The sequence below is a fragment of the Methylophaga sp. UBA2513 genome (assembly GCF_002341285.1).
Lineage (GTDB): Bacteria > Pseudomonadota > Gammaproteobacteria > Nitrosococcales > Methylophagaceae > Methylophaga > Methylophaga marina.
Genome location: NZ_DDNT01000009.1, coordinates 36,476 through 57,665 on the forward strand (window position 1 = coordinate 36,476; position 21,190 = coordinate 57,665).

Below are 21,190 nucleotides of genomic sequence, written 5' to 3' on the forward strand. Positions count from 1 at the left end.
ATGCCTGGATGGCCTATGGCCTGCAGGATGTCATTACCCTGCGGCAGTTTATGCAAGACTCTAATGCGCCCGATATGATCAAGCGGGTTGAACAGCATAAATTAGATGCCATGCTCGGTTTATGTGAACTCATCACTTGCCGTCGTCAGGCCATACTGGCCTATTTTGATGAAGAAGCCCCTGAAAAATGCGGCCAATGCGATAACTGCCAAACGCCGCCAGAAAGCTTTGATGCGACAGAAATAGCACAGAAAGCCCTATCCTGCGTTTACCGCACTGAGCAGCGTTTTGGGGTGAATTATTTAATCGATGTGTTACTGGGTAGTGACGATGATCGTATCAAACATAATCAGCATGATAAGTTGAGCACTTATGGCATCGGCACTGAACTGAATGCGACGCAATGGCGAGGCATTTTCCGGCAGTTAATTGCCACAGGTTATCTCGATATTGATATTCAACGTTATGGCGCATTACGACTGACAGAAAAATGTCGGCCCGTATTACGCGGCGAGCAAACATTAAAATTAAGAAAACAGTCTCCAAAAAAATCTACGGCTAAAGCCAGTAAAAGACAAACCGCTGTTCGCCCACAAGACGAGCGTCTATGGGAAGCCTTGCGTCAATTACGTTCTGATATAGCCAAACAGCATGGTGTGCCACCTTATGTTATTTTTCATGATGCGACATTATTGGAAATGTGTCGTTACCGGCCTGCAGATATGGCGGCAATGCAACGGATTTCCGGAGTGGGCGAGCAGAAACTCAATCATTATGGTCATGCGTTTTTAGAGCTGATTCAACAGCATCCCTTATCAGAATTACTTAATAACGGCTTGAGTGACACCATTAATGACACGCTGTTATTACTTGAAAAGGGACATGGCATAGATAACATTGCTAAACAGCGCAATTTGAAACTCAGCACGGTATACAGCCATCTGGCTGAAGGCATCAACGCCGGCTTGCTGGATGTGAAAGACGTATTAGATCTGGAAGATGCCGAGCTCAACACAATTGTGCTCACCATTGAATCTTTAGGCGATGAGTCGCAGAGCCTCAAAGCGATTTATCAGGCGCTGGATGAAGCTTATGATTATGGTGTAATTCGTTGCGTGCTTGCCTCAATGTATTAGAGCACACATAGACTAAGTTCAGGCTTTATCAGACTGCACTTGTTGTAACTGCTTCAATATTGCCTCAGATTCCTGTGTCAGCGAGGCAAACAGTCGCATATCACCATTACGCTGAGCAGTTAATGCCTGTTCACGCTTTTGCGCTAGTTGCTTTTTTAGCTTTTTCTCTGGATCGGACTTGAATAATGACCACATACATAACTCTCTGATGAATAAATAAGTCAGAGAGTTATGTCGCGATAAAGTTCGTTTTTATTCTGCCAGCTCGTAGTCGTAATCAATAATAAGTGGTGCATGATCTGAAAATGACTCGTCTCGATAGATTTCAGTTGCTTTAACTTTGCCTTTCATACTTGGCGTTAAGATATGGTAATCAATGCGCCATCCGACGTTGTTCGCTCTGGCCTGACCACGGTTTGACCACCAAGTATATTGGTGTTCTTCCTGAGGTAACTCACGGAAGGCATCAATAAAGCCCATGTCATCAAACAACTTGTCTAGCCAGGCTCGTTCTTCAGGCAGGAAGCCTGAATTTTTCAAATTGCCTTTCCAGTTACGAATATCTTCATTTTTATGTGCAATATTCCAATCGCCGCAGATTAAGACATCGCGACCGGAATCTTTCATTTCCTGCATTTTTATTTCGAAAAAATCCATGCAGCGATACTTAACCAATTGACGCTCTTCTTTTGATGATCCTGAGGGCATATACAGTGAAATGACGCTCAAATTACCAAAACGCGCTTCGATATAACGACCTTCTGCATCAAACTCCTCATTGCCCATACCAACAATGACTTCATCGGGCTCTGCTTTGCAATACAATGCCACACCGCTGTAGCCCTTTTTTTCAGCATCATGGTAATAACAGTGATATCCTTGCGGCCTGAAAATATCATCTTCGAGTTGATGAACTTGGGCTTTGGTTTCCTGAATACAGACAACATCTGCGTTTTGTTTAGGCAACCAGTCAAAAAAACCTTTACGGGCGGCGGCTCGAATACCGTTCACATTGGCTGTGATTATGCGCATGGGTCATCCTATTGAAAAATAATCACATAATACCATTTACAAATCAGATTAAAATCCGGATAATGTCGGGCTCATCTGTAAATACAGATAGCTAGGTTTAGCTACAGATAAATGAATTTTTAGGAGAAGCACTTTGGCAAATTCGGCACAAGCAAGAAAACGCGCGCGTCAAGCAGAAGTACACCGTCAGCGTAACGCCAGCCAACGTTCAGCGATGCGTACAACGATTAAAGCACTGAGAAAAGCAATCGCAGCTGGTGATAAAGAACAAGCTGTTGCTGCTTTCAAAGTTGCAGCGCCTGCATTAGATCGTATGGCGGGTAAAGGCATTATTCACAAGAATACTGCTGCTCGTGGTAAAAGCCGCTTGAACAACGCTGTTCGCGCAATGTAATTTAAAGTTTCGACTTTATAAAAAAACCGACTTTACGTCGGTTTTTTTATGTCTGCAATTTTGTTTTTTTATTGATTAGCTGGTTAATACCAGATTATCACGGTGAATTAATTCTGGTTCGCCAACATAGCCCAGAATAGATTCAATTTCAGTGCTGGGTTTGCCTTTAATCAGACGCGCTTCGTCAGCATTATAATTGGCTAAGCCTCTGGCGATTTCTTTACCATTCACATCACGACAAATCACCAGTTCACCGCGGGTAAACTGGCCTTCCACATGGGTTACGCCAACCGGTAACAAGCTTCTTCCCTGCTCTCTTAACACAGCCACAGCACCATCATCGAGTACCAATTGCCCTTTAGCAATTAAGTGTCCCACCAACCACTGTTGGCGCGCTGTAATCGGTTTATTGTCAGGCCACAGTAATGTGCCTACGCCGTTTCCCGCGGCCAGATGGCGAAGATTGTCAGGATGTTTACCGGATAAGATAACGGTGTAAGCACCTGAACGTGCTGCACGACGTGCAGCTAATAGTTTAGTGGTCATACCACCGCGACCGAGCTCACCTTTGCTATCACCGGCCATTTGATCAAGTGCCGCATTGCTGGCAGCTGATGCGGCAATCATGCGAGCATTCGGATTTGTGCGGGGGTCAGAATCAAACAAGCCATCTTGATCTGTCAAAATAACTAATACATCGGCTTCAACAAGATTGGCCGTCATAGCAGCTAAGGTATCGTTATCTCCGAAGCGGATTTCTTCTGTGGCAATGGTATCGTTCTCATTCACCACGGGCAGAATATCGAGTTCGAGCAGCGTTTGCAGTGCACTTCGTGCATTAAGATGGCGACCACGATCTGATAAGTCAGAGTGAGTCAGTAAGATTTGGGCCGTATGGATACCGTGCTTGCCACATTCTGTGGCATAGGCGTTGACCAACTCCATCTGACCAACACTGGCAGCCGCTTGCAGACGATGAATTTCATGTGGACGTCTTTTCCAGCCCAACTTCTGCATGCCTGCAGCCACAGAGCCAGATGTGACTAGCACGACTTCTTTACCTTGGCGACGCAATTCGGCTATTTCCGCGCTTAACCAACGGATACGATCCGTATCCAAACCTTCACCAATACGGGTCAATAAAGCACTGCCAATTTTGATAACCCAGCGCTTAGTGTTCAATAATTGCTGATGCGGCTCTGTCACTGAAGTTTATTCCTGAACATCATCCTGTGAACTATCTGCACTTTTGTCTTTTTCACTGGCACGAGACTCTTCCAGATAATTCATGACATCGTTGACGAGGGCATCACACCCTTCACCACTCTGACCACTAATGTAGAACACTTTACCTTTCCATTGCAGTCGGTCCAGCACTTCTTGACATAAATCTTCGCGAATATCTTCTGGGACTAGGTCCATTTTATTCAGAACCAACCACTGGTCCTGACTACCTAAAGCTTCACTGTAGTTTTCCAGTTCACGATTAATAATCTGTACACTTTCTACCGGATCCTGTTTCACATCAACTGGCGCCATATCAACAAGATGTAAAAGTAAACGTGTGCGCGTTAAGTGTTTCAGAAACTGAATCCCCAAACCCGCGCCTTCTGCCGCACCTTCGACCAAGCCAGGAATATCGGCAATCACAAAACTGCGCACGTCTTTTAAGGTAACCACACCTAAATTCGGATAAAGTGTGGTGAAAGGATAGTTTGCGACTTTAGGTTGCGCAGCTGACACCTGACTAATAAAGGTTGATTTACCCGCATTGGGTAATCCCAACAGTCCGACATCAGCGAGCAGCTTCATCTCCAGCCGCAATGTACGTTCTTCCCCGGGAGTACCATCACTGGTTTGACGTGGGGCTCGGTTAATACTGGATTTATAGCGCGCATTACCCAGACCATGCCAACCACCTTTTGCGACGAGTAACTTATCACCGTCCTTAGTTAAGTCGCCAATGAGTTCATCGGTATCATCATCCCAAGCTTCAGTACCAATAGGCACTTTGATAACCAAGTCTTCACCGCGTGCACCACTACACAGACGACCACGACCATGCTCACCACGCTGCGCTCTAAAGTTACGTTGATAACGAAAATCAATCAGCGTGTTGACCTGAGAATCTGCCAATAGGTAGACATCACCACCATCGCCGCCATCACCACCGTCAGGACCGCCAAAAGGAATGAATTTCTCACGGCGAAAACTCAAACAGCCGTTACCACCGCCACCGGCACTGATTTTAATTTTCGCTTCATCCACAAATTTCATTGTCGCTTCCCGACCTTAATCTTATGTTCTTTCTGGTCATAAAACGTATATGCCAGAAACAAAAAACCCCGCATCAGCGGGGCTTTGTGCTGTTTGCCCCATACGGGCTAACAAATATTCTTAGTCAGCAACAACACTGACGAAAGTACGGTTTTGAGGACCTTTGGTCTCAAATAATACTTTACCTTCAGCTGTTGCAAATAAAGTATGGTCTTTACCGATACCTACGTTACGACCTGCATGGTAACGTGTACCACGCTGACGTATTAAAATGTTACCACCAGACACTAATTCACCACCGTAGCGTTTTACACCAAGGCGTTTAGACTCTGAATCACGTCCGTTACGAGTACTACCACCAGCTTTCTTATGAGCCATTTCTTAAACCTCTTTTCCGATTCTTAGGCTGAGATGCCTGTGATTTCGATTTCAGTATATGCTTGACGGTGACCCATCTGTTTTTGATGGTGCTTACGACGTTTGAATTTGACGATTTTCACTTTATCGCCACGGCCGTTAGCTGCCACTTTTGCAGTCACTTTTGCACCGTCCAGGTAAGGCGCACCAACTTTGATGTCTTCACCTTCGCCAACTAACAGAACTTTATCAAGCTCAACCGTATCACCGGCTTCAGCAGTCAATTTTTCAATGCGGAGCTTTTCGCCCTCTTTAACTCGGTATTGTTTACCGCCAGTCGCGACAATAGCGTACATCGCTGTCTCCAAAGTATAATAGTGTTAATGCGGGTTACCCCACAAAAGACCGGCAATTGTATCTCCTTTCTTCAAGGAGATCAAATTCATATTGAAATATTTGCGCAGTATTCTCGCTCATGAGAAAGTACGCGTTTAAATTACACATTATAGGCAGATTACGGTTCCGTGGATATCCAATCCATCTATTCTTTAATTCAAGATGACATGAAAGCTGTAGACGAGTTGATCCAACAACGCTTACAGTCAGATGTTGCTCTCATTAACCAACTTGGCTTTTATATTATCAATAGTGGCGGTAAAAGGCTTCGCCCCGCCATCGCTATATTATCCGCCAGAGCATGTGGCTATGAAGGTAGCCAACACATTAATCTTGCCACCATTATCGAATTCATTCACACCGCCACCTTATTACATGATGACGTCGTGGATAATTCTGATATGCGTCGCGGCCAGGAGACAGCGAACTCTCTGTGGGGAAATGAAGCCAGTGTATTGGTCGGTGACTTTCTCTACACTCGATCCTTTGAAATGATGGTCGAAATTGAATCAATGCGATTGATGCAAATTCTCTCTCATACGACGAATGTCATTGCTGAAGGCGAGGTACTGCAACTATTAAATTGTCACGATGCAGATACTACCGAAGCACGGTATCTTGAGGTTATCCATCATAAAACCGCGAAATTATTCGAGGCTGCTGGCCAGTTAGGTGCAGTCATCTCTGGCTCTGAGCCCCATATTGAAACCGCAATGGCCAATTACGCCATGCACTTGGGCAGCGCCTTCCAATTAGTGGATGACTTACTGGATTACAGCCAATCCAGCGAGACTATTGGTAAAAATATCGGCGATGATCTTGCAGAAGGCAAACCCACTTTACCACTGATATACGCCATGCAGCATGGCAATGCAGAGCAAGCAGCCATTATTCGAGAAGCGATAGAAAATGGGCAACGGGATAGAATCACTGAAATCATCCAGATCATTCAAGAAACCGGCGCCATTGACTACACAGCGAAGGCAGCAGAACAGGAAGTTAAGCAAGCTAAAGATTCACTCGACCTGCTTGTAGATAGTGAATATAAACAAGCACTATTATCGTTAGCTGACTTTTCAGTACAGCGCGATTACTAAATGCATTTAATGTCATCGATATGCTAACAAGAGCAGACCATAATCCATCCCGCTCGCATAGCTAGAGGTATTAGCAGCATATGATCTCAAACAGTGACATTTTAAATGCCAGAATTCTTATTGTTGATGACCAGCTCGTCAACATTAAATTACTGGAGAAGATGCTGCATCAGGCTGGTTTCACTTCTCTTTTTTCTACGACACGAGGTGCGGAAGTAGAACAGCGTTATTTTGAATACGAAATCGATCTCATCCTACTGGATATTCGCATGCCGGATATGGATGGTTTTCAGGTAATGCAAACACTACAAACAGCGATTCAGAACGATTACCTGCCAGTTCTCGTTATTACTGCAGAACTTACTCAGGAAATCAGAAAAAAATCGCTCTGTTCCGGTGCCAAAGATTTCATCACCAAACCCTTTGATCAAACTGAAGTGATCCAACGTATCAGAAACATGCTGGAAGTCCGCTTGTTACACAAACAGGTAAAGACGCAGAATGAAACACTTGAACAACAGGTCAGACACAGGACACAACAGCTAGAACAAAGTCGTCTTGAAATTATTAAACGCTTAGGCAGGGCTGCAGAATATAAAGACAATGAAACCGGCAATCACATATTGCGTATGAGCCATTTTGCGCAAATGCTAGCGCTTGCAGCAGGTTTAGATGAGAGTTTTGCCGCCGATATACTGACTGCGGCACCAATGCATGATATTGGAAAAATCGGTATTCCTGACCATATTCTCCTTAAACCTGGAAAGTTAGATGCTGACGAGTGGGAAGTGATGAAAACACACGTCAGGATTGGGGCTGATCTATTAGCTGATACGAATGTGCCGCTACTCAAACTGGCCAGCAATATTGCACTGACTCATCATGAAAAATGGGACGGATCAGGTTACCCACAGGGTTTAAAAGGCAAGGATATTCCTATTGAAGGCCGCATCTGTTCCATATCGGATGTTTTTGATGCGTTGACGTCAGAGCGTCCATACAAGAAAGCCTGGCCAATTGAAAAAGCCGTCGATTATCTCATTGAACAAAAAGGTCGACATTTTGATCCAGAGTTAGTGACACACTTTCTTACCATCATCGAACAAGTCCTTCATTACCGTGCCCGCTTCCCTGATCATGTCGCAGAAACATCCGATATGGCTTAATTTCACTTAAATGCTTTTTAGTTGCTGAAAGGTTCGCTATCCTTACTAACTATGGCTCAAATATATAAATATCACTTATTCTTCTGTACTCATCAGCGAGACGATGGCAGTGCTAATTGCGGAGAGCATGGTTCACAGTCGCTTCGTGATTACGCAAAACAACGTGTGAAAGAACTAAAAATAAAGAAAGTCCGGGTGAATAATGCAGGATGTCTAAATCGATGCAAGCTGGGGCCCATGTTAGTTATCTATCCTGAAGGGACTTGGTATCACTTTGAAACTGAAGCAGATATTGATGAAATCATTGAGTCCCACTTGCTAAACGACACGATTGTGGAACGCCTAGTTAAATGACGCCGGATCAATACTGTCGCGACAAAGCAGCAAAAAGTGGCTCAAGCTTTTATTACAGCTTTATGTTCTTACCGCCACAACGACGCCAGGCCATCACTGCGTTATACGCTTTTTGTCGAGAGGTCGATGATGCTGTTGATGAAATAGCGGATCCAGAAGTCGCGGCACAAACCTTAGCTTGGTGGCGAACGGAAGTAGAGAATATATTCAACAAAACAGCCACACATCCAGTTGGTAAAGCCTTAGAAGAAGCACTACAGCATTTCGAGCTGCATCAAGAATATTTCCTTGAAATTATTGATGGCATGGAAATGGACTTATACCAACACAGATATGAGGCATTTAAACATCTTGCGTTGTATTGTCATCGTGTTGCCAGTGTTGTCGGGTTACTTGCTGCAGAGATTTTTGGTTATCAACACCGCCAGACGCTTAAATATGCAGAAAAACTGGGGTTGGCTTTTCAGTTAACCAATATTATTCGTGATGTTCGTGAAGATGCTGAGCGTGGCCGTATCTATTTACCTCAAGAGGATATGGACCAATTTGGTGTTAAAGTAGATGACATCCTGGCACTTAAGCAAACACCAGAACTAACCGCTCTTCTGGCCTTTGAAACGGATCGTGCCCGTACTTTTTATCAAGAAGCAAAAGGCTTGTTACCTCCTGAAGATCGTTACGCTCAGCGCACCGGACTCATTATGTCTGCTATCTATGAAGCGACACTTGATGAAATAGAAAAAGACCAGTTTCGCGTGATGAAACAGCGCGTCTCTTTAACGCCCTTAAAAAAACTCTGGTTAGCCTGGCGTACATCCAGAGCAGAAAAAAAACATCAACAATGACCACCATAATTGTTGGCGGCGGCTGGAGTGGACTTGCTGCTGCTGTGCGTTTACTTGAACAAGGTGAGTCGGTCCATCTAATCGAGTCGGCAAAGCAGTTAGGAGGGCGCGCGCGAAATGTTTCTTGGAACGAGCAAACCATTGATAACGGCCAGCATCTGCTGATTGGCGCCTATCAGCAGACTTTAAAATTATTGCAGGACATAGGTGCCGAAGAATCTGAGCTGTTTCGACGTCTTCCTTTAAATGTATCAATACACCACCCTTATTTTGCTGATTTAACCTTGACAGATACCCGGTATCTCCCCTGGCCACTCTCACTGATAATAAAAACTTGGCAACTCAATGGCTTTCCTGTTTTTGTGCAACTATCTCGGCTTATGTTTAAGGCTCGTTTGCAAAAGAAACTAGACGATATTCCTGTCTTAACCTGGCTAAAAAAAGAAAAACAAAGCGAGCGACTCATTAAGCAATTATGGGAACCACTATGTCTCGCGACCATGAACACACCTGTTTCAGAAGCATCTACTCATCTTTTTGCTAACGTTTTATTAGGCACCTTCAAAAAACGTGAATATGCTGACTTTCTCATTCCCAAAGTCCCTCTTGGAGATAGTTTACCTGCCTATGCTGAACGCTATATTCAGCAAAAAGGCGGAGAAATTTCTTTGCAAAAACGTGTCAAATCCATTCTGATAGAAGAGAATAAAGCGATGGGTGTTGTCACAGCCGATGATAGGCACCTGAAAGCTGACAATATTATTATCGCGACTGGATCTCACACGACACAACGTCTGATGGGTAAATATTGGTCATCCTCTCAACCAAGTTTTTACCCAATTATTACCGTCTATTTGCAATATACGCCTGACACAAAACTGTCCCGTCCACTATTGGGTTTAAGCGGCACTTTAGGGCAATGGGTATTTGATCGGGGTAATGGTCTACTTGCCATTGTCATCAGTGGGCCGGGCAAGCATCTTGAGTCAACGAATGATGAGCTTATCGATCGCTTACACGATGAACTTTGCCAAGCTGACTTAGTCATTACCTCAGCATTGATTGATGGTTATGTTATCCGTGAAAAACGAGCTACCTTCAGCAGTTACGTTGATGTCAGCTCAGATCGGCCACATACACAATCCTCAGTAAATGGATTGTATTTAGCCGGTGATATTATTCATAACCTGTATCCTGCTACACTAGAGGGTGCGGTGATTAATGGTGAGAAAGCCGCCGAATTGATAATGACAATCAACACGGTTCGCTAAGCGATTAATCACTTGCTATACTTTATGGCTCAATATTTATAACAATAAGGGAATGCTATGCTGAAACAGATTAAATTACTTTTAATTGCGTTATTTTTAGGTACATTTATCGTTGCTTGCGGCGATGACAACACTGCCCAAACAGAATCTAACGATGCCTCTACCCCTTCATCTGCTGAAATGAGCAGTGATGATACAACGGACACAGCCGGTACAGTGACTGATGAAACTGACACCATTGCTGGTATGACCAAAGAAGAAGCCATTGCAAAATGGGGTGAACCCGATGTTACCCAGACACACAAAATCGACTCATTGACGGTTGATCACCTTGAATGGCATAAAAAAGATGGTATTACAGCAGTACAATTCCACAACGATGTTGCACAATTCAGCCAATTCGTACCAGCTGAATAAATCTTAATGCAATTACATACTGAGGATGGCCAATTGGCTCAGCAAATTATTCTTATCACCGGTGCCGCTCAAGGCATCGGTGCCTCAGTAGCAAAAGCCTGCGCAAACGCAGGTGCTACAGTCATCCTACTGGACAAACAGGTTCCACAACTTGAGAGTGTTTATGATGAGATTGTGGAACAAACGGGTATCACTCCAGCCATCTACCCTCTTGATCTCAAGGGAGCAACAGTGGATGACTATAAACAGTTAGCCAAAACTATCTCTGATAACTTTGGCAGATTAGATGCATTAGTGCACTGCGCCGCTACCTTGGGACAGTTAGCGCCGGTTATCAATCAAGATGCTAAAACATGGGCTGAAACCCTGCATATCAACCTGACAGCTGCCTATTTACTTACCCAGGCTTGTCTTCCTCTGCTCAAGCAGCAAAATAGCCAGCTTATTTTCACTACAGATATTCACAAGCATACTGCTTACTGGGGCGCTTACGGTATCAGTAAGGCTGCGATAGAAGCCTTTGCGGCTCAACTGCAGGACGAGCTTGAAGCTGAAGGAAAAGTCAGCGTCAGCACCATTGATCCTGGTGAAGTGAGAACGAGCTTATTTGCACGGGCTTATCCAGCACGCAATCCTGAAGGCTTGAAATCACCTGATGATATAGTCGGTTTATACTTATCCAAACTCATGACAAAAGCGGAACAAGCCGGTTAGTTTAGCGTCAAAGTTTCGGCATCAATAATGTAAGACACTGATTTAATTACATTAATAGTTGTTGGCACACTTATAGCAGGTTATATTCATAACTTGAATAAGGATGTGCTCCCATGGAACACGTATCAACAACAAATCAACTAAGACTAAGCCTTGTTGAAGGCTTAAAGCCAAAACAAGATATTGCGCAGACAAAAACAGCAGAACAAGTTCATCAACAGCTGCCTTATATACTACAAACCAGTCTTATCCTTGAAGACATGCTTGGATTATTTCAACGCGAAGTTGATGCCGTTTTCCCTGAGTGCAGTTTCCATTATCAAAACAGTAGCATGAAAGTGCAGATTGATTCCGCACAGAAATTTCATCATCGTTGCCACTACAAACTTGAAATGAATGGGGATTATCTGGGTGACATCACCTTCACTCAGCGTAAAAAGTTTTCTGATGCTGACATTAATTTCCTGGAAGACTTACTCAGCTTGTTGGTTCACCCTCTCAAAAACTGTCTGCTTTATAAAAAAGCGTTAGCTGCAGCATTGTTAGATGATCTGACAAACCTAGGGAATCGTGCAGCTTATGAGAAGAACTTACAACGAGAAGTAGAAAGAACAAAACGCCATGACACGCCTCTGTCACTTATCGTGATCGATATCGATAATTTCAAATCTATCAATGATAAATTTGGTCACTCATCTGGTGACAAGGCACTAAAAATACTTGCTGATATGATTAATCATTCACTCCGTAGTAGTGATATGGCATTCAGATTTGGTGGTGAAGAGTTTGTTTTATTACTGCCTGAAACCAATATTCATGATGCAGAAATTGTGGCAGAGAGAGTACGTGAATCTGTCTCTCAAATACTGTCACATGATGGAAAAAACAGCTTTAGCTTTACGGTGAGTTTAGGTGTAGCCCAGCTCCACACGAATGAAGAGGGCTACCACTTGTTTGAGCGCGCTGATATGGCCCTCTATGAAGCCAAACACACGGGCAAAAATGTGACCGTATGCGCCAGACAACCGTAAGTAACTATAAACTGACTAATGTCCTCTGATACGTGGTCTTCTCTTTGGAGCAGCCTCTTCCGCATCACGCTTTTGTTCAGCTTTATTTGTACTAAACTCTTTTCTCGGGCGCGTTTTTTTAGCTCGTTCTTGCTTTGCCGCCGGCTGTTTACGTCCAGAGGTGGCTTTGCTAACAGGCTTCATCCCTGCTTGCTCATAGAGATAATCTAAATCTGAGCCTTCAAGCTTAGTCCAGTGCCCCATACGCAGGTTATTAGGAATAATGATAGGTCCATAACGCACCCGCATCAGACGACTGACTTGTACCCCTTGGCTTTCCCATAAACGACGCACTTCACGGTTACGACCTTCCTGAATAACCACGTGATACCACTTATTGGCACCTTCGCCACCAGACTCCTGAATATCAGCAAACTTAGCTTCACCGTCCTCAAGCATAACGCCGTCACGCAGCGCCTGCATCATGTCTGATGTGACTTCACCCAAGACACGTACCGCATACTCACGATCCATTTCAAGGGAAGGATGCATCAAACGATTCGCCAGCTCACCATCAGTGGTCAGAATAATTAGGCCGCTGGTATTTAAATCGAGTCGTCCAACACTCACCCAACGACCCTGCTCCGGAATAGGCAGCGACTGAAAGATCGTACGGCGACCTTCAGGGTCCTTACGCGTGCATACTTCACCAACAGGCTTGTTATAAAGAATGACCTGCTTAGCAGGCTCTTGCCACAAGCGTTTCGGCGAAAGCGGTTTATTATCGAGTTTTAAACGATCACCTTCACTAATCTGATCACCTAAACTTGCAAGCTCACCATTTCGAGTGACGCGCCCTTCCTTAATCCAGGTTTCAACCTGTCGACGAGAGCCATAACCCGCTCTTGCTAATACTTTTTGAATACGTTCAGCCATAAAACCGCGTCAGCAACCTTTTATTTATAATTTAAACCCATTGATGAACGGACTTCCGCCAAGGTTTCCTGCGCCACTTCACGGGCAGCAGCATTACCATCATCAATAATACGGCGGACATCCTCTGGGTGTTGACTTAAATCCAACGCCCGTTCACGGATGGGTCTCAGTTCGGCACTCACAGCATCAATCAGTGGACCTTTACAGTCCAGACACCCGATACTTGCACTGCGACAACCTTCTTGTACCCATTGTTTTTGATCTTCTGAAGCGTAAACCTCATGCAGCTGCCATACAGGACAGCGCTCAGGTTCACCGGGATCAGTTCGACGGACACGATTGGTATCCGTTGGCATACGTTTAATTTTCTCGGCAAGACTATCATCAGGCTCGCGCAGCGAAATCGTATTACCATAGGACTTGGACATTTTCTGTCCATCCAGTCCCGGCATTTTGGATGCCGGTGTTAATAACGCTTTTGGTTCTGGCAAGATAACTTTACCTGCCCCTTCAAGATAGCCAAACAAACGTTCCATATCACCCAGAGCTAGGTTTTGCTGATTTTTAAGCAACTCTCTAGCCGTAGCAAGTGCGTCCGCGTCACCCTGTTCTTGATAAGACTTACGCAAGTTATTGTACAACTTTGCGTTTTTCTTACCCATTTTTTTGATCGCAGCTTCTGCTTTTTCTTCAAAATCTTTTTCACGACCATAAAGATGATTAAAACGACGAGCGACTTCACGTGTTAACTCAACATGGGCTACCTGATCTTCACCGACAGGTACTTGTCCTGCACGATAAATGAGAATGTCAGCACTTTGTAATAAGGGATAGCCTAAGAAACCATATGTTGATAGATCTTTTTCTTTCAACTTTTCTTGTTGATCCTTATAGGTCGGAACACGTTCCAACCATGACAGTGGCGTCATCATCGACAATAACAAGTGTAATTCCGCATGCTCGGGGACTTTTGACTGTAAAAAAAGCGATGCTGTTGATGGCTCAATGCCAGCGGCTAACCAGTCGATCACCATTTCCCAGACACTATTTTCGATAATGCTGCTGTCTTCATAATGTGTTGTCAGCGCATGCCAGTCTGCAACAAAGAAAAAGCAGTCAAATTCGTGCTGTAATTTAATCCAGTTTTTCAGAACGCCATGATAGTGCCCTAAATGCAGTTGTCCTGTGGGACGCATGCCTGAAACAATGCGACGGGACTGTATTGCAACCGTATCCAAAATGTTCTCCTGATAAGCCTTAATTAGCTAACTATAAAATACTGAATATTTGCGCTGGTAAACCAAACACCATCACCAGCAAATTGAGCATTGCACTGACCAATGGCCATAAAATCAAACTTAAAATACCGAAATAAAGTAGTCCCAACAAAATAAAGAAACCATAAGGTTCTATTCTGCTGAATTTATAAGCCACCGGCCCTGGTAACCAACTCGATAACACACGGCTACCATCGAGGGGTGGAATAGGCAGTAAATTAAGCATCATTAACATTGTATTGATTAATACGCCTGCCACGCCCATAAACATCATTGGCTGCCCCAAACTGATGTCAGCCTGGATTAACATTAATCCTAGCTTGGCAACGATGGCCCATATCACCGCCATAATAAAATTAGCAGCGGGACCTGCTGCAGCCACCCAAGCCATATCGCGTTTGGGCTGACGCAGATTCTGATAGCTCACCGGTACGGGTTTTGCCCAGCCAAACACAAAGCCACCGAGCAGCAATAATAAGCCGGGAACCAGCACCGTACCGATAGGATCAATATGTTTGAATGGGTTGAGTGTGAGCCTTCCCAACATTTGTGCTGTTCTGTCACCTAATTTTAGTGCTACCCAGCCATGTGCAACTTCATGAACCGTGATGGCAAATAACACAGGTATCGCCCAGATAATGATTTTCTGGACCAGACTAAACTCAAACACGAATACTGTCCTGACCGCCCATATAGTAACGTAATGCCTCAGGAATGAGGACAGAACCATCCGCTTGTTGATGATTTTCCATCAACGCCAGCAGAGTTCGACCAACGGCCAGACCTGAACCATTTAAGGTGTGAACCAACTCAGGTTTACCTGTCGCAGGATTGCGCCAGCGAGCTTGTAAACGACGCGCCTGGAAATCACCAAAATTACTACAAGATGAAATCTCTCGGTACGTTTGTTGACTTGGCAACCAGACTTCCAGATCATAAGTTTTTGTTGAAGAAAACCCTAAGTCACCCGTGCACAGATTCACCTTGCGATAAGGTAAATCTAATAGCTGCAATACTTTCTCAGCATGTGCAGTTAATTCTTCATGTGCAGCAGCAGAATCCTCTGGGCGAACGATTTGTACCAACTCAACTTTTTCAAACTGATGCTGACGAATTAACCCGCGCACATCACGACCGTATGAACCGGCCTCACTTCTGAAACAGGGTGTGTGAGCAACAAATTTCAATGGTAGAGAAGCATCTTCAGAAATGCTGTCACGAACAATATTAGTGACAGGCACTTCAGCTGTGGGAATAAGATAAAACTCACCATCATTCACTTTGAACAGATCTTCTTCAAATTTAGGTAACTGCCCCGTTCCTCTTAAAGAGTCTGCATTGACCAAGTAAGGCACATAGGTTTCAGTGTAACCATGCTTCTCACTATGTAAATCCAGCATAAATTGCGTTAAAGCACGTTGTAACTTAGCTAAAGGCCCTGATAAAGTCACAAAACGGGCAGCACTGATTTTTGCTGCGGTATCAAAGTCCATGCCTAAAGTTGCACCCAGATCAACATGATCTTTTGGTTCAAAATCAAACTGTCGTGGCTCTCCCCAACGCAAGACTTCCTGATTTTCACTCTCATCTTGACCGGCAGGCACATCAGCTTGTGGAATATTAGGTATTCCCATGGCGATCTGTTCTAACTGCGCCAAAACTTCATTCAATCGTGACTCAGCCGCTTTATGGCGATCACCTAAATCTTCAATCTCTTTAAGTAATGGCGAGATATCTTCACCCGCGGCCTTGGCTTTACCAATATTTTTAGAACGACTGTTTCGTTCAGTTTGTAACTCCTGAGCTTCAAGTTGGGCCTGTTTTCGTTCTTCTTCGAGTTTTGCTAATAGGGCAACATCTAAAACAAAGCCTCGACGGGCTAATTGCTCAGCTACCTGTTCAGTTTCATTTCTTAATAACTTAGGATCTAACATTCTTTTATTTTCCAGATTGTGCCGTCCAGCTCACAATATGATCTGGCTTAACCATACTTTCTAGCTGTGTGATAATTTTTTCTACTTTTTGTGGGGAATCAAAAAACTCGACCACTAAGGGTAACTCGGGTGATAAATCCAATAACGACGCTTTATGCAATTGATGTTCAGCACCCAATCCAGCAATCCCGCGAAACACGGTAAAACCTTTAATATCGGAGCTTTCCAATAACTTTATAACGCTATCGCCATGATCGCGTCCTTCAGCCAGGTACACTCGCACCATCGTGACATCTATCCGACTCATAATTGTCTCCCCAAGCTCAATCCTACCCATGTCGCCATCAGGCAGAGTAAAACGCTTAGAAGTATATTCAGCATCGCCTTGGTCACATCGCCTGCTTCAAGCAGAGCCATGGTTTCCATTGAAAATGTCGAAAACGTTGTAAAAGCACCAAGTAACCCAATTAAAATGGCAGAACGCCATTCCGTCATGCCTAACTCTCTCTCGATAAAGATAATGAAGAGAAACCCCATCAGTAGAGAACCGAGCACATTAACAGCCAACGTGCCATATGGAAAGTCCCGGCCTAAAATACGATAGACACCATTGGAAACAACAAACCTCAGTACGGCACCCACTGCACCACCTGCGGCAATAGCAATTATTTGGTGCACGAACAACATTCCCTACCCAAAAACAGGTAGTTTACCGTATTCTGGCCTAAGGCTCGCAACTGATTGTTTAATGAGGAAAATAGCATTCAATCATATGCCTGTCATAGCGAATACAAATCACTGACAAACAAACTGTTATCAAGCATTAGCCGTATCTTTCAACCATTTTGCCTAAGGAAACAGGCACAATTTTGCTAGCATGACCTGCGCTGCCAAACGCCTGATAACGCGCTTCACAAATTGTTTGCATAGCTTGAGTAGCTGCTTTAAAGAATTTTCTTGGATCAAATTCAGCTTTATTGTGTTCATCAGTGAGAAACTGACGAATGGATCCCGTTGATGCCATACGCAAATCGGTGTCGATATTCACCTTACGCACCCCGTATTGAATACCTTCAACAATTTCTTCCACTGGTACACCATAGGTTTGGCCAATATCACCACCATGCGTATTAATGATTTTCAGCCAATCTTGCGGCACAGAGCTTGAACCATGCATCACAAAATGCGTATCAGGTAGTTTTTGTTGCAATGTTTTCAAGTGGCTAATGGCGAGCACATCGCCTGTCGGTGGTTGTGTAAATTTATAAGCACCATGACTGGTGCCAATAGCCACAGCTAAAGCATCTACCTGGGTGATTTTGACGAATTCCACTGCCTCTTCAGGATCCGTCAGTAATTGACTGTGGTCTAAGGCTGAATCAGCACCATGACCATCTTCTTCGCCCATCATGCCTGTTTCCAGCGAGCCTAGACAGCCCAATTCCCCCTCAACAGACACACCACAAGCGTGGGCAATATCGACCACCGTTTTTGTTACCTGACTGTTGTATTCAAAGTCTGAAGGCGTTTTCATGTCCTCACGTAAAGAGCCATCCATCATCACAGAGGTAAAACCTGACTGAATCGAGCGAATACAAATATCCGGATTGGCCCCATGATCCTGATGCAGAACGATAGGAATATGAGGATAGGCTTCAACTGCTGCGAGTACCAAGTGACGTAAAAATGGCTCACCGGCATATTTTCTGGCGCCAGCACTGGCTTGCATGATCACCGGACTATCTACCTTGTCAGCCGCTTGCATGATGGCATGTACTTGCTCCATATTACTGACATTAAATGCGGGAACAGCAAAATCATGTTCAGCTGCATAGTCTAATAATTGTCGCAACGTAATCAGGGCCATAAAGCCTCCTGTAAAGAAAAATTTATTTTGAGGTGAGCTTAGTCTATCTGTCTGGGTTCAGCCATATCTCCCACCCTGACAATTTTCATGGCATTGGTGCTGCCCTGAATTTCAAGATCACCTTTGGTTATGATGACAATATCCCCCTCAGCAACTACACCCCGGCGCACAAGTTCATCAATCATCTCTTTATTCATCCGTGCATGGTCGTGATGTTCTACATCAAATTCCAACGGATATACACCTCGATATAAGGTGACTTTTCGTGCCGTTTTTTCGTGAGGCGTCAGGGCAAAGATGGGGATGCCTGAACTAATTCTGGACATCCATAATGTGGTCGCTCCTGAGTCTGTCAACGCCGCGATCGCTTTGACATCAAGATGATTTGCAGTATACATCGCAGCCATCGCGATGGCTTCATCCATGCGTTCAAAGTGTGAGTCTATCCGGTGTCGTGATACCCGTATCTCACGCTCCAGTTCAGCTTGAAGACAGACACGGTCAACCGCTGCTATCGTTTTTATTGGGTTTTTGCCTACAGCGGTTTCTCCGGATAGCATCACCGCGTCTGTGCCATCGAGTACGGCATTAGCCACGTCAAAGACTTCTGCCCGAGTCGGGATTGGGTTCGTTATCATTGACTCCATCATCTGAGTGGCGGTGATGGTCAGACAGTTCTTTTTGCGAGCCAGCCCAATGATACGTTTTTGGATAGGCGGTAATGCGGCGTCTCCCATTTCCACACCCAGATCACCGCGCGCCACCATAATCGCATCCGTCGCCGCAATAATCTCGTCAATCGCCTCAACGGCTTCAGCACGCTCGATTTTTGCCACTATAGCCCCATAGCCGCCTGCGTCACGTAATAATTGTCTCGCCTGATGAATATCATCAGCCGAGCGAGGGAAAGACACTGCAAGGTAATCCGCCTGCATACTGGCAGCAGTCTTTATGTCTTGTTTATCTTTATCTGTTAAGGCTTTTGCAGAAAGGCCGCCACCAAGACGGTTGATACCCTTGTTATTGGAGAGAACGCCACCAAAACTCACTGTTGTATGAATTTTATGTGCATCGACCGTATCCACTCGTAACACGATTCTACCGTCATCTAACAGCAAGGTATCTTTCGCTTTGACGTCTCGTGGTAGCGCTTTGTAGTCGATACCGACTTGTTGTTCGTTTCCATCCTCTTTGCCAAGCTGGGCATCCAGAATGAAAGGTGCTCCCTCCTCCAGTACTACCGACCCTTGCTTGAATCGAGAAATACGAATTTTAGGCCCCTGCAGATCAGCCAGAATACCGACTTGTTTATTCTGCAAACGGGCACGCTCTCTGACAAGCTCAGCAAGTGCAAGATGTGTGTCAGACTCACCATGAGAAAAGTTGAGCCTGACCACATTCATTCCGGCTGCGATCATCGCATCCAGTACTTGAGGGCTTTGTGTGGCCGGCCCTAAAGTCGCAACAATTTTTGTTCGTCTTATGGCCGTCACATGAAACTCCTTTATGATTGTGCGGCGCGCTGCTCCAGAATATCAACAGCAGGTAACTTCTTGCCTTCAAGAAACTCTAGAAATGCACCGCCACCGGTTGAAATATAAGAAATATCGTCACAAATTTTATATTTAGACACTGCCGCTAATGTATCACCACCACCAGCAATAGAAAATGCATCAGACTCAGCGATGGCCATCGCGACTTCTTTTGTACCTTCACCAAACTGATTAAATTCAAATACACCCACAGGACCGTTCCAAACAATGGTACCGGCATTTTTTAAAATTTCTGTTAAAGCAGCGGCAGATTTTGGACCAATATCAAAAATCATGTCATCAGCCACAATATCAGCCACTTTTTTGGTTTCAGCTTCTGCATTCTCAGCAAAGTGCTTTCCACATACGACATCAACAGGGACCGGAATATCCCCGCCACGATTTTGGGCTTCTGCGCGTAATTTTTTACAGGTATCAATCAAATCTTCTTCATAAAGTGAATTACCCACTTGATAACCTTCGGCTGCAATAAAGGTGTTGGCTATCCCGCCGCCGACGATAAGCTGATCCACTTTTTTTGATAATGATTCTAGAACGGTTAATTTTGTTGATACTTTTGAGCCACCCACAATGGCGACAAGTGGTCTTGCTGGATTATCTAATGCCTTAGCCAGTGCCTCGAATTCTGTTGCCAGTAGTGGACCAGCACAAGCAATGGGCGCATACTTCGCCACACCATGAGTCGAAGCCTGAGCACGATGGGCGGTGCCAAACGCGTCCATCACAAACACATCACATAACTTCGCCATGCGACGAGATAAGGCTTCATCATTCGCCTTTTCACCCTTATTAAATCGCACATTTTCGCAAAGTACGACTTCACCCGCTTCAACAGGAATGAACTCGGGTTCCAACCAGTTTTGTTCAAGTCGCACCGGGCGATCTAATAAAGCAGATAAATAATTGGCTACCGGCGCCAATGAGTATTGATGTTCGTATTCACCTTCAGTGGGTCTGCCAAGGTGTGACATGATCATGACTTTTGCACCAGCTTTTAATGCCATTTCGATAGTAGGCAATGAAGCATGAATTCGGGTGCCATCAGCAACCACACCTTTTTTCAGTGGCACATTGAGATCCTGGCGAATCAGTACACGCTTACCCGCCAAATCCAGATCAGCCATCTTGATTACAGACATGATGATTTTCCTCGTGAA

Annotated in this window: 25 protein-coding genes; 10 read left to right on the forward strand and 15 right to left on the reverse strand. The window is 44.6% G+C overall.

Translation table 11 applies throughout. From position 1 onward, the window contains the following. A partial coding sequence (locus tag B3V56_RS05520) for an RQC domain-containing protein (RefSeq protein WP_289284039.1) occupies positions 1-1,136 on the forward strand: 1,136 nt, incomplete at its 5' end. Positions 1,137-1,154: 18 nt separating this feature from the next. Here B3V56_RS05520 and B3V56_RS05525 read toward each other — a convergent pair. Together B3V56_RS05525 and B3V56_RS05530 are read right to left on the reverse strand one after the other, a co-directional pair. Continuing rightward, positions 1,155-1,331: a DUF6435 family protein gene (locus tag B3V56_RS05525; RefSeq protein WP_289243747.1), complete on the reverse strand. Its 177-nt coding sequence runs from the start codon at positions 1,329-1,331 to the stop codon at positions 1,155-1,157. A gap of 57 nt (positions 1,332-1,388) precedes the next feature. Further along, on the reverse strand, positions 1,389-2,168 hold the full coding sequence (locus tag B3V56_RS05530) for an exodeoxyribonuclease III (protein ID WP_289243746.1): 780 nt from the start codon (positions 2,166-2,168) through the stop codon (positions 1,389-1,391). A 133-nt stretch (positions 2,169-2,301) separates the two neighbouring features. On the opposite strand from B3V56_RS05530, the gene rpsT reads away from it, so the two are divergent. Then, the gene (rpsT, locus tag B3V56_RS05535) at positions 2,302-2,562 is read left to right on the forward strand and encodes a 30S ribosomal protein S20 (protein WP_091712336.1); all 261 of its coding nucleotides are present in this window, start codon (positions 2,302-2,304) and stop codon (positions 2,560-2,562) included. Positions 2,563-2,637: 75 nt separating this feature from the next. Here the strand turns inward: rpsT and proB are convergent, their stop codons facing one another. The 4 genes from proB to rplU all read right to left on the reverse strand — a co-directional run bounded on the left by proB (position 2,638) and on the right by rplU (position 5,552). Next, positions 2,638-3,768 carry a glutamate 5-kinase gene (gene proB / locus B3V56_RS05540; protein WP_286305743.1) on the reverse strand — a complete coding sequence of 377 codons (1,131 nt, stop codon included), beginning with the start codon at positions 3,766-3,768 and terminating at the stop codon, positions 2,638-2,640. A gap of 6 nt (positions 3,769-3,774) precedes the next feature. Then, positions 3,775-4,839, reverse strand: a complete 1,065-nt coding sequence (cgtA, locus tag B3V56_RS05545; RefSeq protein WP_286305744.1) for an Obg family GTPase CgtA — start codon at positions 4,837-4,839, stop codon at positions 3,775-3,777. A 120-nt stretch (positions 4,840-4,959) separates the two neighbouring features. Then, entirely contained in the window at positions 4,960-5,217 is a 258-nt protein-coding gene (rpmA, locus tag B3V56_RS05550) for a 50S ribosomal protein L27 (protein ID WP_289283084.1), read from the reverse strand. Between the two features lie 23 nt (positions 5,218-5,240). Further along, positions 5,241-5,552, reverse strand: a complete 312-nt coding sequence (gene rplU, locus B3V56_RS05555; protein WP_007144452.1) for a 50S ribosomal protein L21 — start codon at positions 5,550-5,552, stop codon at positions 5,241-5,243. Between the two features lie 168 nt (positions 5,553-5,720). Between rplU and ispB the strand changes: the two genes are divergently transcribed. The 8 genes from ispB (at position 5,721) to B3V56_RS05595 (ending at position 12,487) form a co-directional block, all read left to right on the forward strand. Continuing rightward, positions 5,721-6,689 carry an octaprenyl diphosphate synthase gene (gene ispB / locus B3V56_RS05560; RefSeq protein WP_286305745.1) on the forward strand — a complete coding sequence of 323 codons (969 nt, stop codon included), beginning with the start codon at positions 5,721-5,723 and terminating at the stop codon, positions 6,687-6,689. A gap of 80 nt (positions 6,690-6,769) precedes the next feature. Then, entirely contained in the window at positions 6,770-7,855 is a 1,086-nt protein-coding gene (locus B3V56_RS05565) for an HD domain-containing phosphohydrolase (RefSeq protein WP_289243745.1), read from the forward strand. Between the two features lie 237 nt (positions 7,856-8,092). After that, positions 8,093-8,209: a ferredoxin gene (locus tag B3V56_RS14690; RefSeq protein WP_339608336.1), complete on the forward strand. Its 117-nt coding sequence runs from the start codon at positions 8,093-8,095 to the stop codon at positions 8,207-8,209. Beyond that, positions 8,206-9,054, forward strand: a complete 849-nt coding sequence (hpnD, locus tag B3V56_RS05575; RefSeq protein ID WP_289282642.1) for a presqualene diphosphate synthase HpnD — start codon at positions 8,206-8,208, stop codon at positions 9,052-9,054. The genes B3V56_RS14690 and hpnD overlap by 4 nt, the downstream gene beginning before the upstream one ends. After that, a complete protein-coding gene (hpnE, locus tag B3V56_RS05580) occupies positions 9,051-10,325 on the forward strand; it encodes a hydroxysqualene dehydroxylase HpnE (protein ID WP_289282643.1) in 1,275 nt (424 codons plus the stop codon). The genes hpnD and hpnE overlap by 4 nt, the downstream gene beginning before the upstream one ends. A gap of 57 nt (positions 10,326-10,382) precedes the next feature. Continuing rightward, positions 10,383-10,742, forward strand: a complete 360-nt coding sequence (locus B3V56_RS05585; protein ID WP_286305750.1) for a hypothetical protein — start codon at positions 10,383-10,385, stop codon at positions 10,740-10,742. A 6-nt stretch (positions 10,743-10,748) separates the two neighbouring features. Next, positions 10,749-11,456 carry an SDR family NAD(P)-dependent oxidoreductase gene (locus B3V56_RS05590; RefSeq protein WP_289284040.1) on the forward strand — a complete coding sequence of 236 codons (708 nt, stop codon included), beginning with the start codon at positions 10,749-10,751 and terminating at the stop codon, positions 11,454-11,456. A gap of 113 nt (positions 11,457-11,569) precedes the next feature. Further along, positions 11,570-12,487 (forward strand): GGDEF domain-containing protein, encoded by a 918-nt coding sequence (locus tag B3V56_RS05595; protein WP_289282646.1) that lies wholly within the window; start codon positions 11,570-11,572, stop codon positions 12,485-12,487. Positions 12,488-12,502: 15 nt separating this feature from the next. Here B3V56_RS05595 and rluB read toward each other — a convergent pair whose 3' ends face one another. The 9 genes from rluB to B3V56_RS05640 all read right to left on the reverse strand — a co-directional run bounded on the left by rluB (position 12,503) and on the right by B3V56_RS05640 (position 21,172). After that, on the reverse strand, positions 12,503-13,402 hold the full coding sequence (gene rluB, locus B3V56_RS05600; protein WP_289282647.1) for a 23S rRNA pseudouridine(2605) synthase RluB: 900 nt from the start codon (positions 13,400-13,402) through the stop codon (positions 12,503-12,505). Between the two features lie 20 nt (positions 13,403-13,422). Continuing rightward, positions 13,423-14,640 (reverse strand): tryptophan--tRNA ligase, encoded by a 1,218-nt coding sequence (locus B3V56_RS05605; protein ID WP_286305754.1) that lies wholly within the window; start codon positions 14,638-14,640, stop codon positions 13,423-13,425. Between the two features lie 31 nt (positions 14,641-14,671). After that, on the reverse strand, positions 14,672-15,349 hold the full coding sequence (locus tag B3V56_RS05610; protein WP_289282648.1) for a site-2 protease family protein: 678 nt from the start codon (positions 15,347-15,349) through the stop codon (positions 14,672-14,674). Then, positions 15,342-16,613 (reverse strand): serine--tRNA ligase, encoded by a 1,272-nt coding sequence (gene serS / locus B3V56_RS05615; protein ID WP_289282649.1) that lies wholly within the window; start codon positions 16,611-16,613, stop codon positions 15,342-15,344. Before serS ends, B3V56_RS05610 begins: the two co-directional genes overlap by 8 nt. Before the next feature lie 4 nt (positions 16,614-16,617). Continuing rightward, positions 16,618-16,920 carry a DUF190 domain-containing protein gene (locus tag B3V56_RS05620; RefSeq protein ID WP_289282650.1) on the reverse strand — a complete coding sequence of 101 codons (303 nt, stop codon included), beginning with the start codon at positions 16,918-16,920 and terminating at the stop codon, positions 16,618-16,620. Next, complete coding sequence (gene crcB / locus B3V56_RS05625; protein ID WP_289243737.1) at positions 16,917-17,291, reverse strand: fluoride efflux transporter CrcB; 375 nt, start codon at positions 17,289-17,291, stop codon at positions 16,917-16,919. The genes B3V56_RS05620 and crcB overlap by 4 nt, the downstream gene beginning before the upstream one ends. 145 nt (positions 17,292-17,436) lie before the next feature. Next, positions 17,437-18,480 (reverse strand): class II fructose-bisphosphate aldolase, encoded by a 1,044-nt coding sequence (fba, locus tag B3V56_RS05630; protein WP_289282651.1) that lies wholly within the window; start codon positions 18,478-18,480, stop codon positions 17,437-17,439. 38 nt (positions 18,481-18,518) lie between these two features. Beyond that, entirely contained in the window at positions 18,519-19,973 is a 1,455-nt protein-coding gene (pyk, locus tag B3V56_RS05635) for a pyruvate kinase (RefSeq protein WP_289243735.1), read from the reverse strand. A gap of 11 nt (positions 19,974-19,984) precedes the next feature. Next, positions 19,985-21,172: a phosphoglycerate kinase gene (locus tag B3V56_RS05640; RefSeq protein ID WP_289282652.1), complete on the reverse strand. Its 1,188-nt coding sequence runs from the start codon at positions 21,170-21,172 to the stop codon at positions 19,985-19,987. Positions 21,173-21,190 lie beyond the last annotated feature (18 nt).

Excerpts from the sequence above, each read along its gene's own strand:
- B3V56_RS05525 (WP_289243747.1), bottom strand. The coding sequence starts at position 1,331 with ATGTGGTCATTATTCAAGTCCGATCCAGAGAAAAAGCTAAAAAAGCAA.
- B3V56_RS05530 (WP_289243746.1), bottom strand. The coding sequence starts at position 2,168 with ATGCGCATAATCACAGCCAATGTGAACGGTATTCGAGCCGCCGCCCGT.
- cgtA (WP_286305744.1), bottom strand. The coding sequence starts at position 4,839 with ATGAAATTTGTGGATGAAGCGAAAATTAAAATCAGTGCCGGTGGCGGT.
- rpmA (WP_289283084.1), bottom strand. The coding sequence starts at position 5,217 with ATGGCTCATAAGAAAGCTGGTGGTAGTACTCGTAACGGACGTGATTCA.
- rplU (WP_007144452.1), bottom strand. The coding sequence starts at position 5,552 with ATGTACGCTATTGTCGCGACTGGCGGTAAACAATACCGAGTTAAAGAG.
- B3V56_RS05565 (WP_289243745.1), top strand. The coding sequence starts at position 6,770 with ATGATCTCAAACAGTGACATTTTAAATGCCAGAATTCTTATTGTTGAT.
- B3V56_RS14690 (WP_339608336.1), top strand. The coding sequence starts at position 8,093 with ATGTTAGTTATCTATCCTGAAGGGACTTGGTATCACTTTGAAACTGAA.
- hpnD (WP_289282642.1), top strand. The coding sequence starts at position 8,206 with ATGACGCCGGATCAATACTGTCGCGACAAAGCAGCAAAAAGTGGCTCA.
- hpnE (WP_289282643.1), top strand. The coding sequence starts at position 9,051 with ATGACCACCATAATTGTTGGCGGCGGCTGGAGTGGACTTGCTGCTGCT.
- B3V56_RS05585 (WP_286305750.1), top strand. The coding sequence starts at position 10,383 with ATGCTGAAACAGATTAAATTACTTTTAATTGCGTTATTTTTAGGTACA.
- B3V56_RS05590 (WP_289284040.1), top strand. The coding sequence starts at position 10,749 with ATGCAATTACATACTGAGGATGGCCAATTGGCTCAGCAAATTATTCTT.
- B3V56_RS05595 (WP_289282646.1), top strand. The coding sequence starts at position 11,570 with ATGGAACACGTATCAACAACAAATCAACTAAGACTAAGCCTTGTTGAA.
- rluB (WP_289282647.1), bottom strand. The coding sequence starts at position 13,402 with ATGGCTGAACGTATTCAAAAAGTATTAGCAAGAGCGGGTTATGGCTCT.
- serS (WP_289282649.1), bottom strand. The coding sequence starts at position 16,613 with ATGTTAGATCCTAAGTTATTAAGAAATGAAACTGAACAGGTAGCTGAG.
- B3V56_RS05620 (WP_289282650.1), bottom strand. The coding sequence starts at position 16,920 with ATGAGTCGGATAGATGTCACGATGGTGCGAGTGTACCTGGCTGAAGGA.
- fba (WP_289282651.1), bottom strand. The coding sequence starts at position 18,480 with ATGGCCCTGATTACGTTGCGACAATTATTAGACTATGCAGCTGAACAT.
- B3V56_RS05640 (WP_289282652.1), bottom strand. The coding sequence starts at position 21,172 with ATGTCTGTAATCAAGATGGCTGATCTGGATTTGGCGGGTAAGCGTGTA.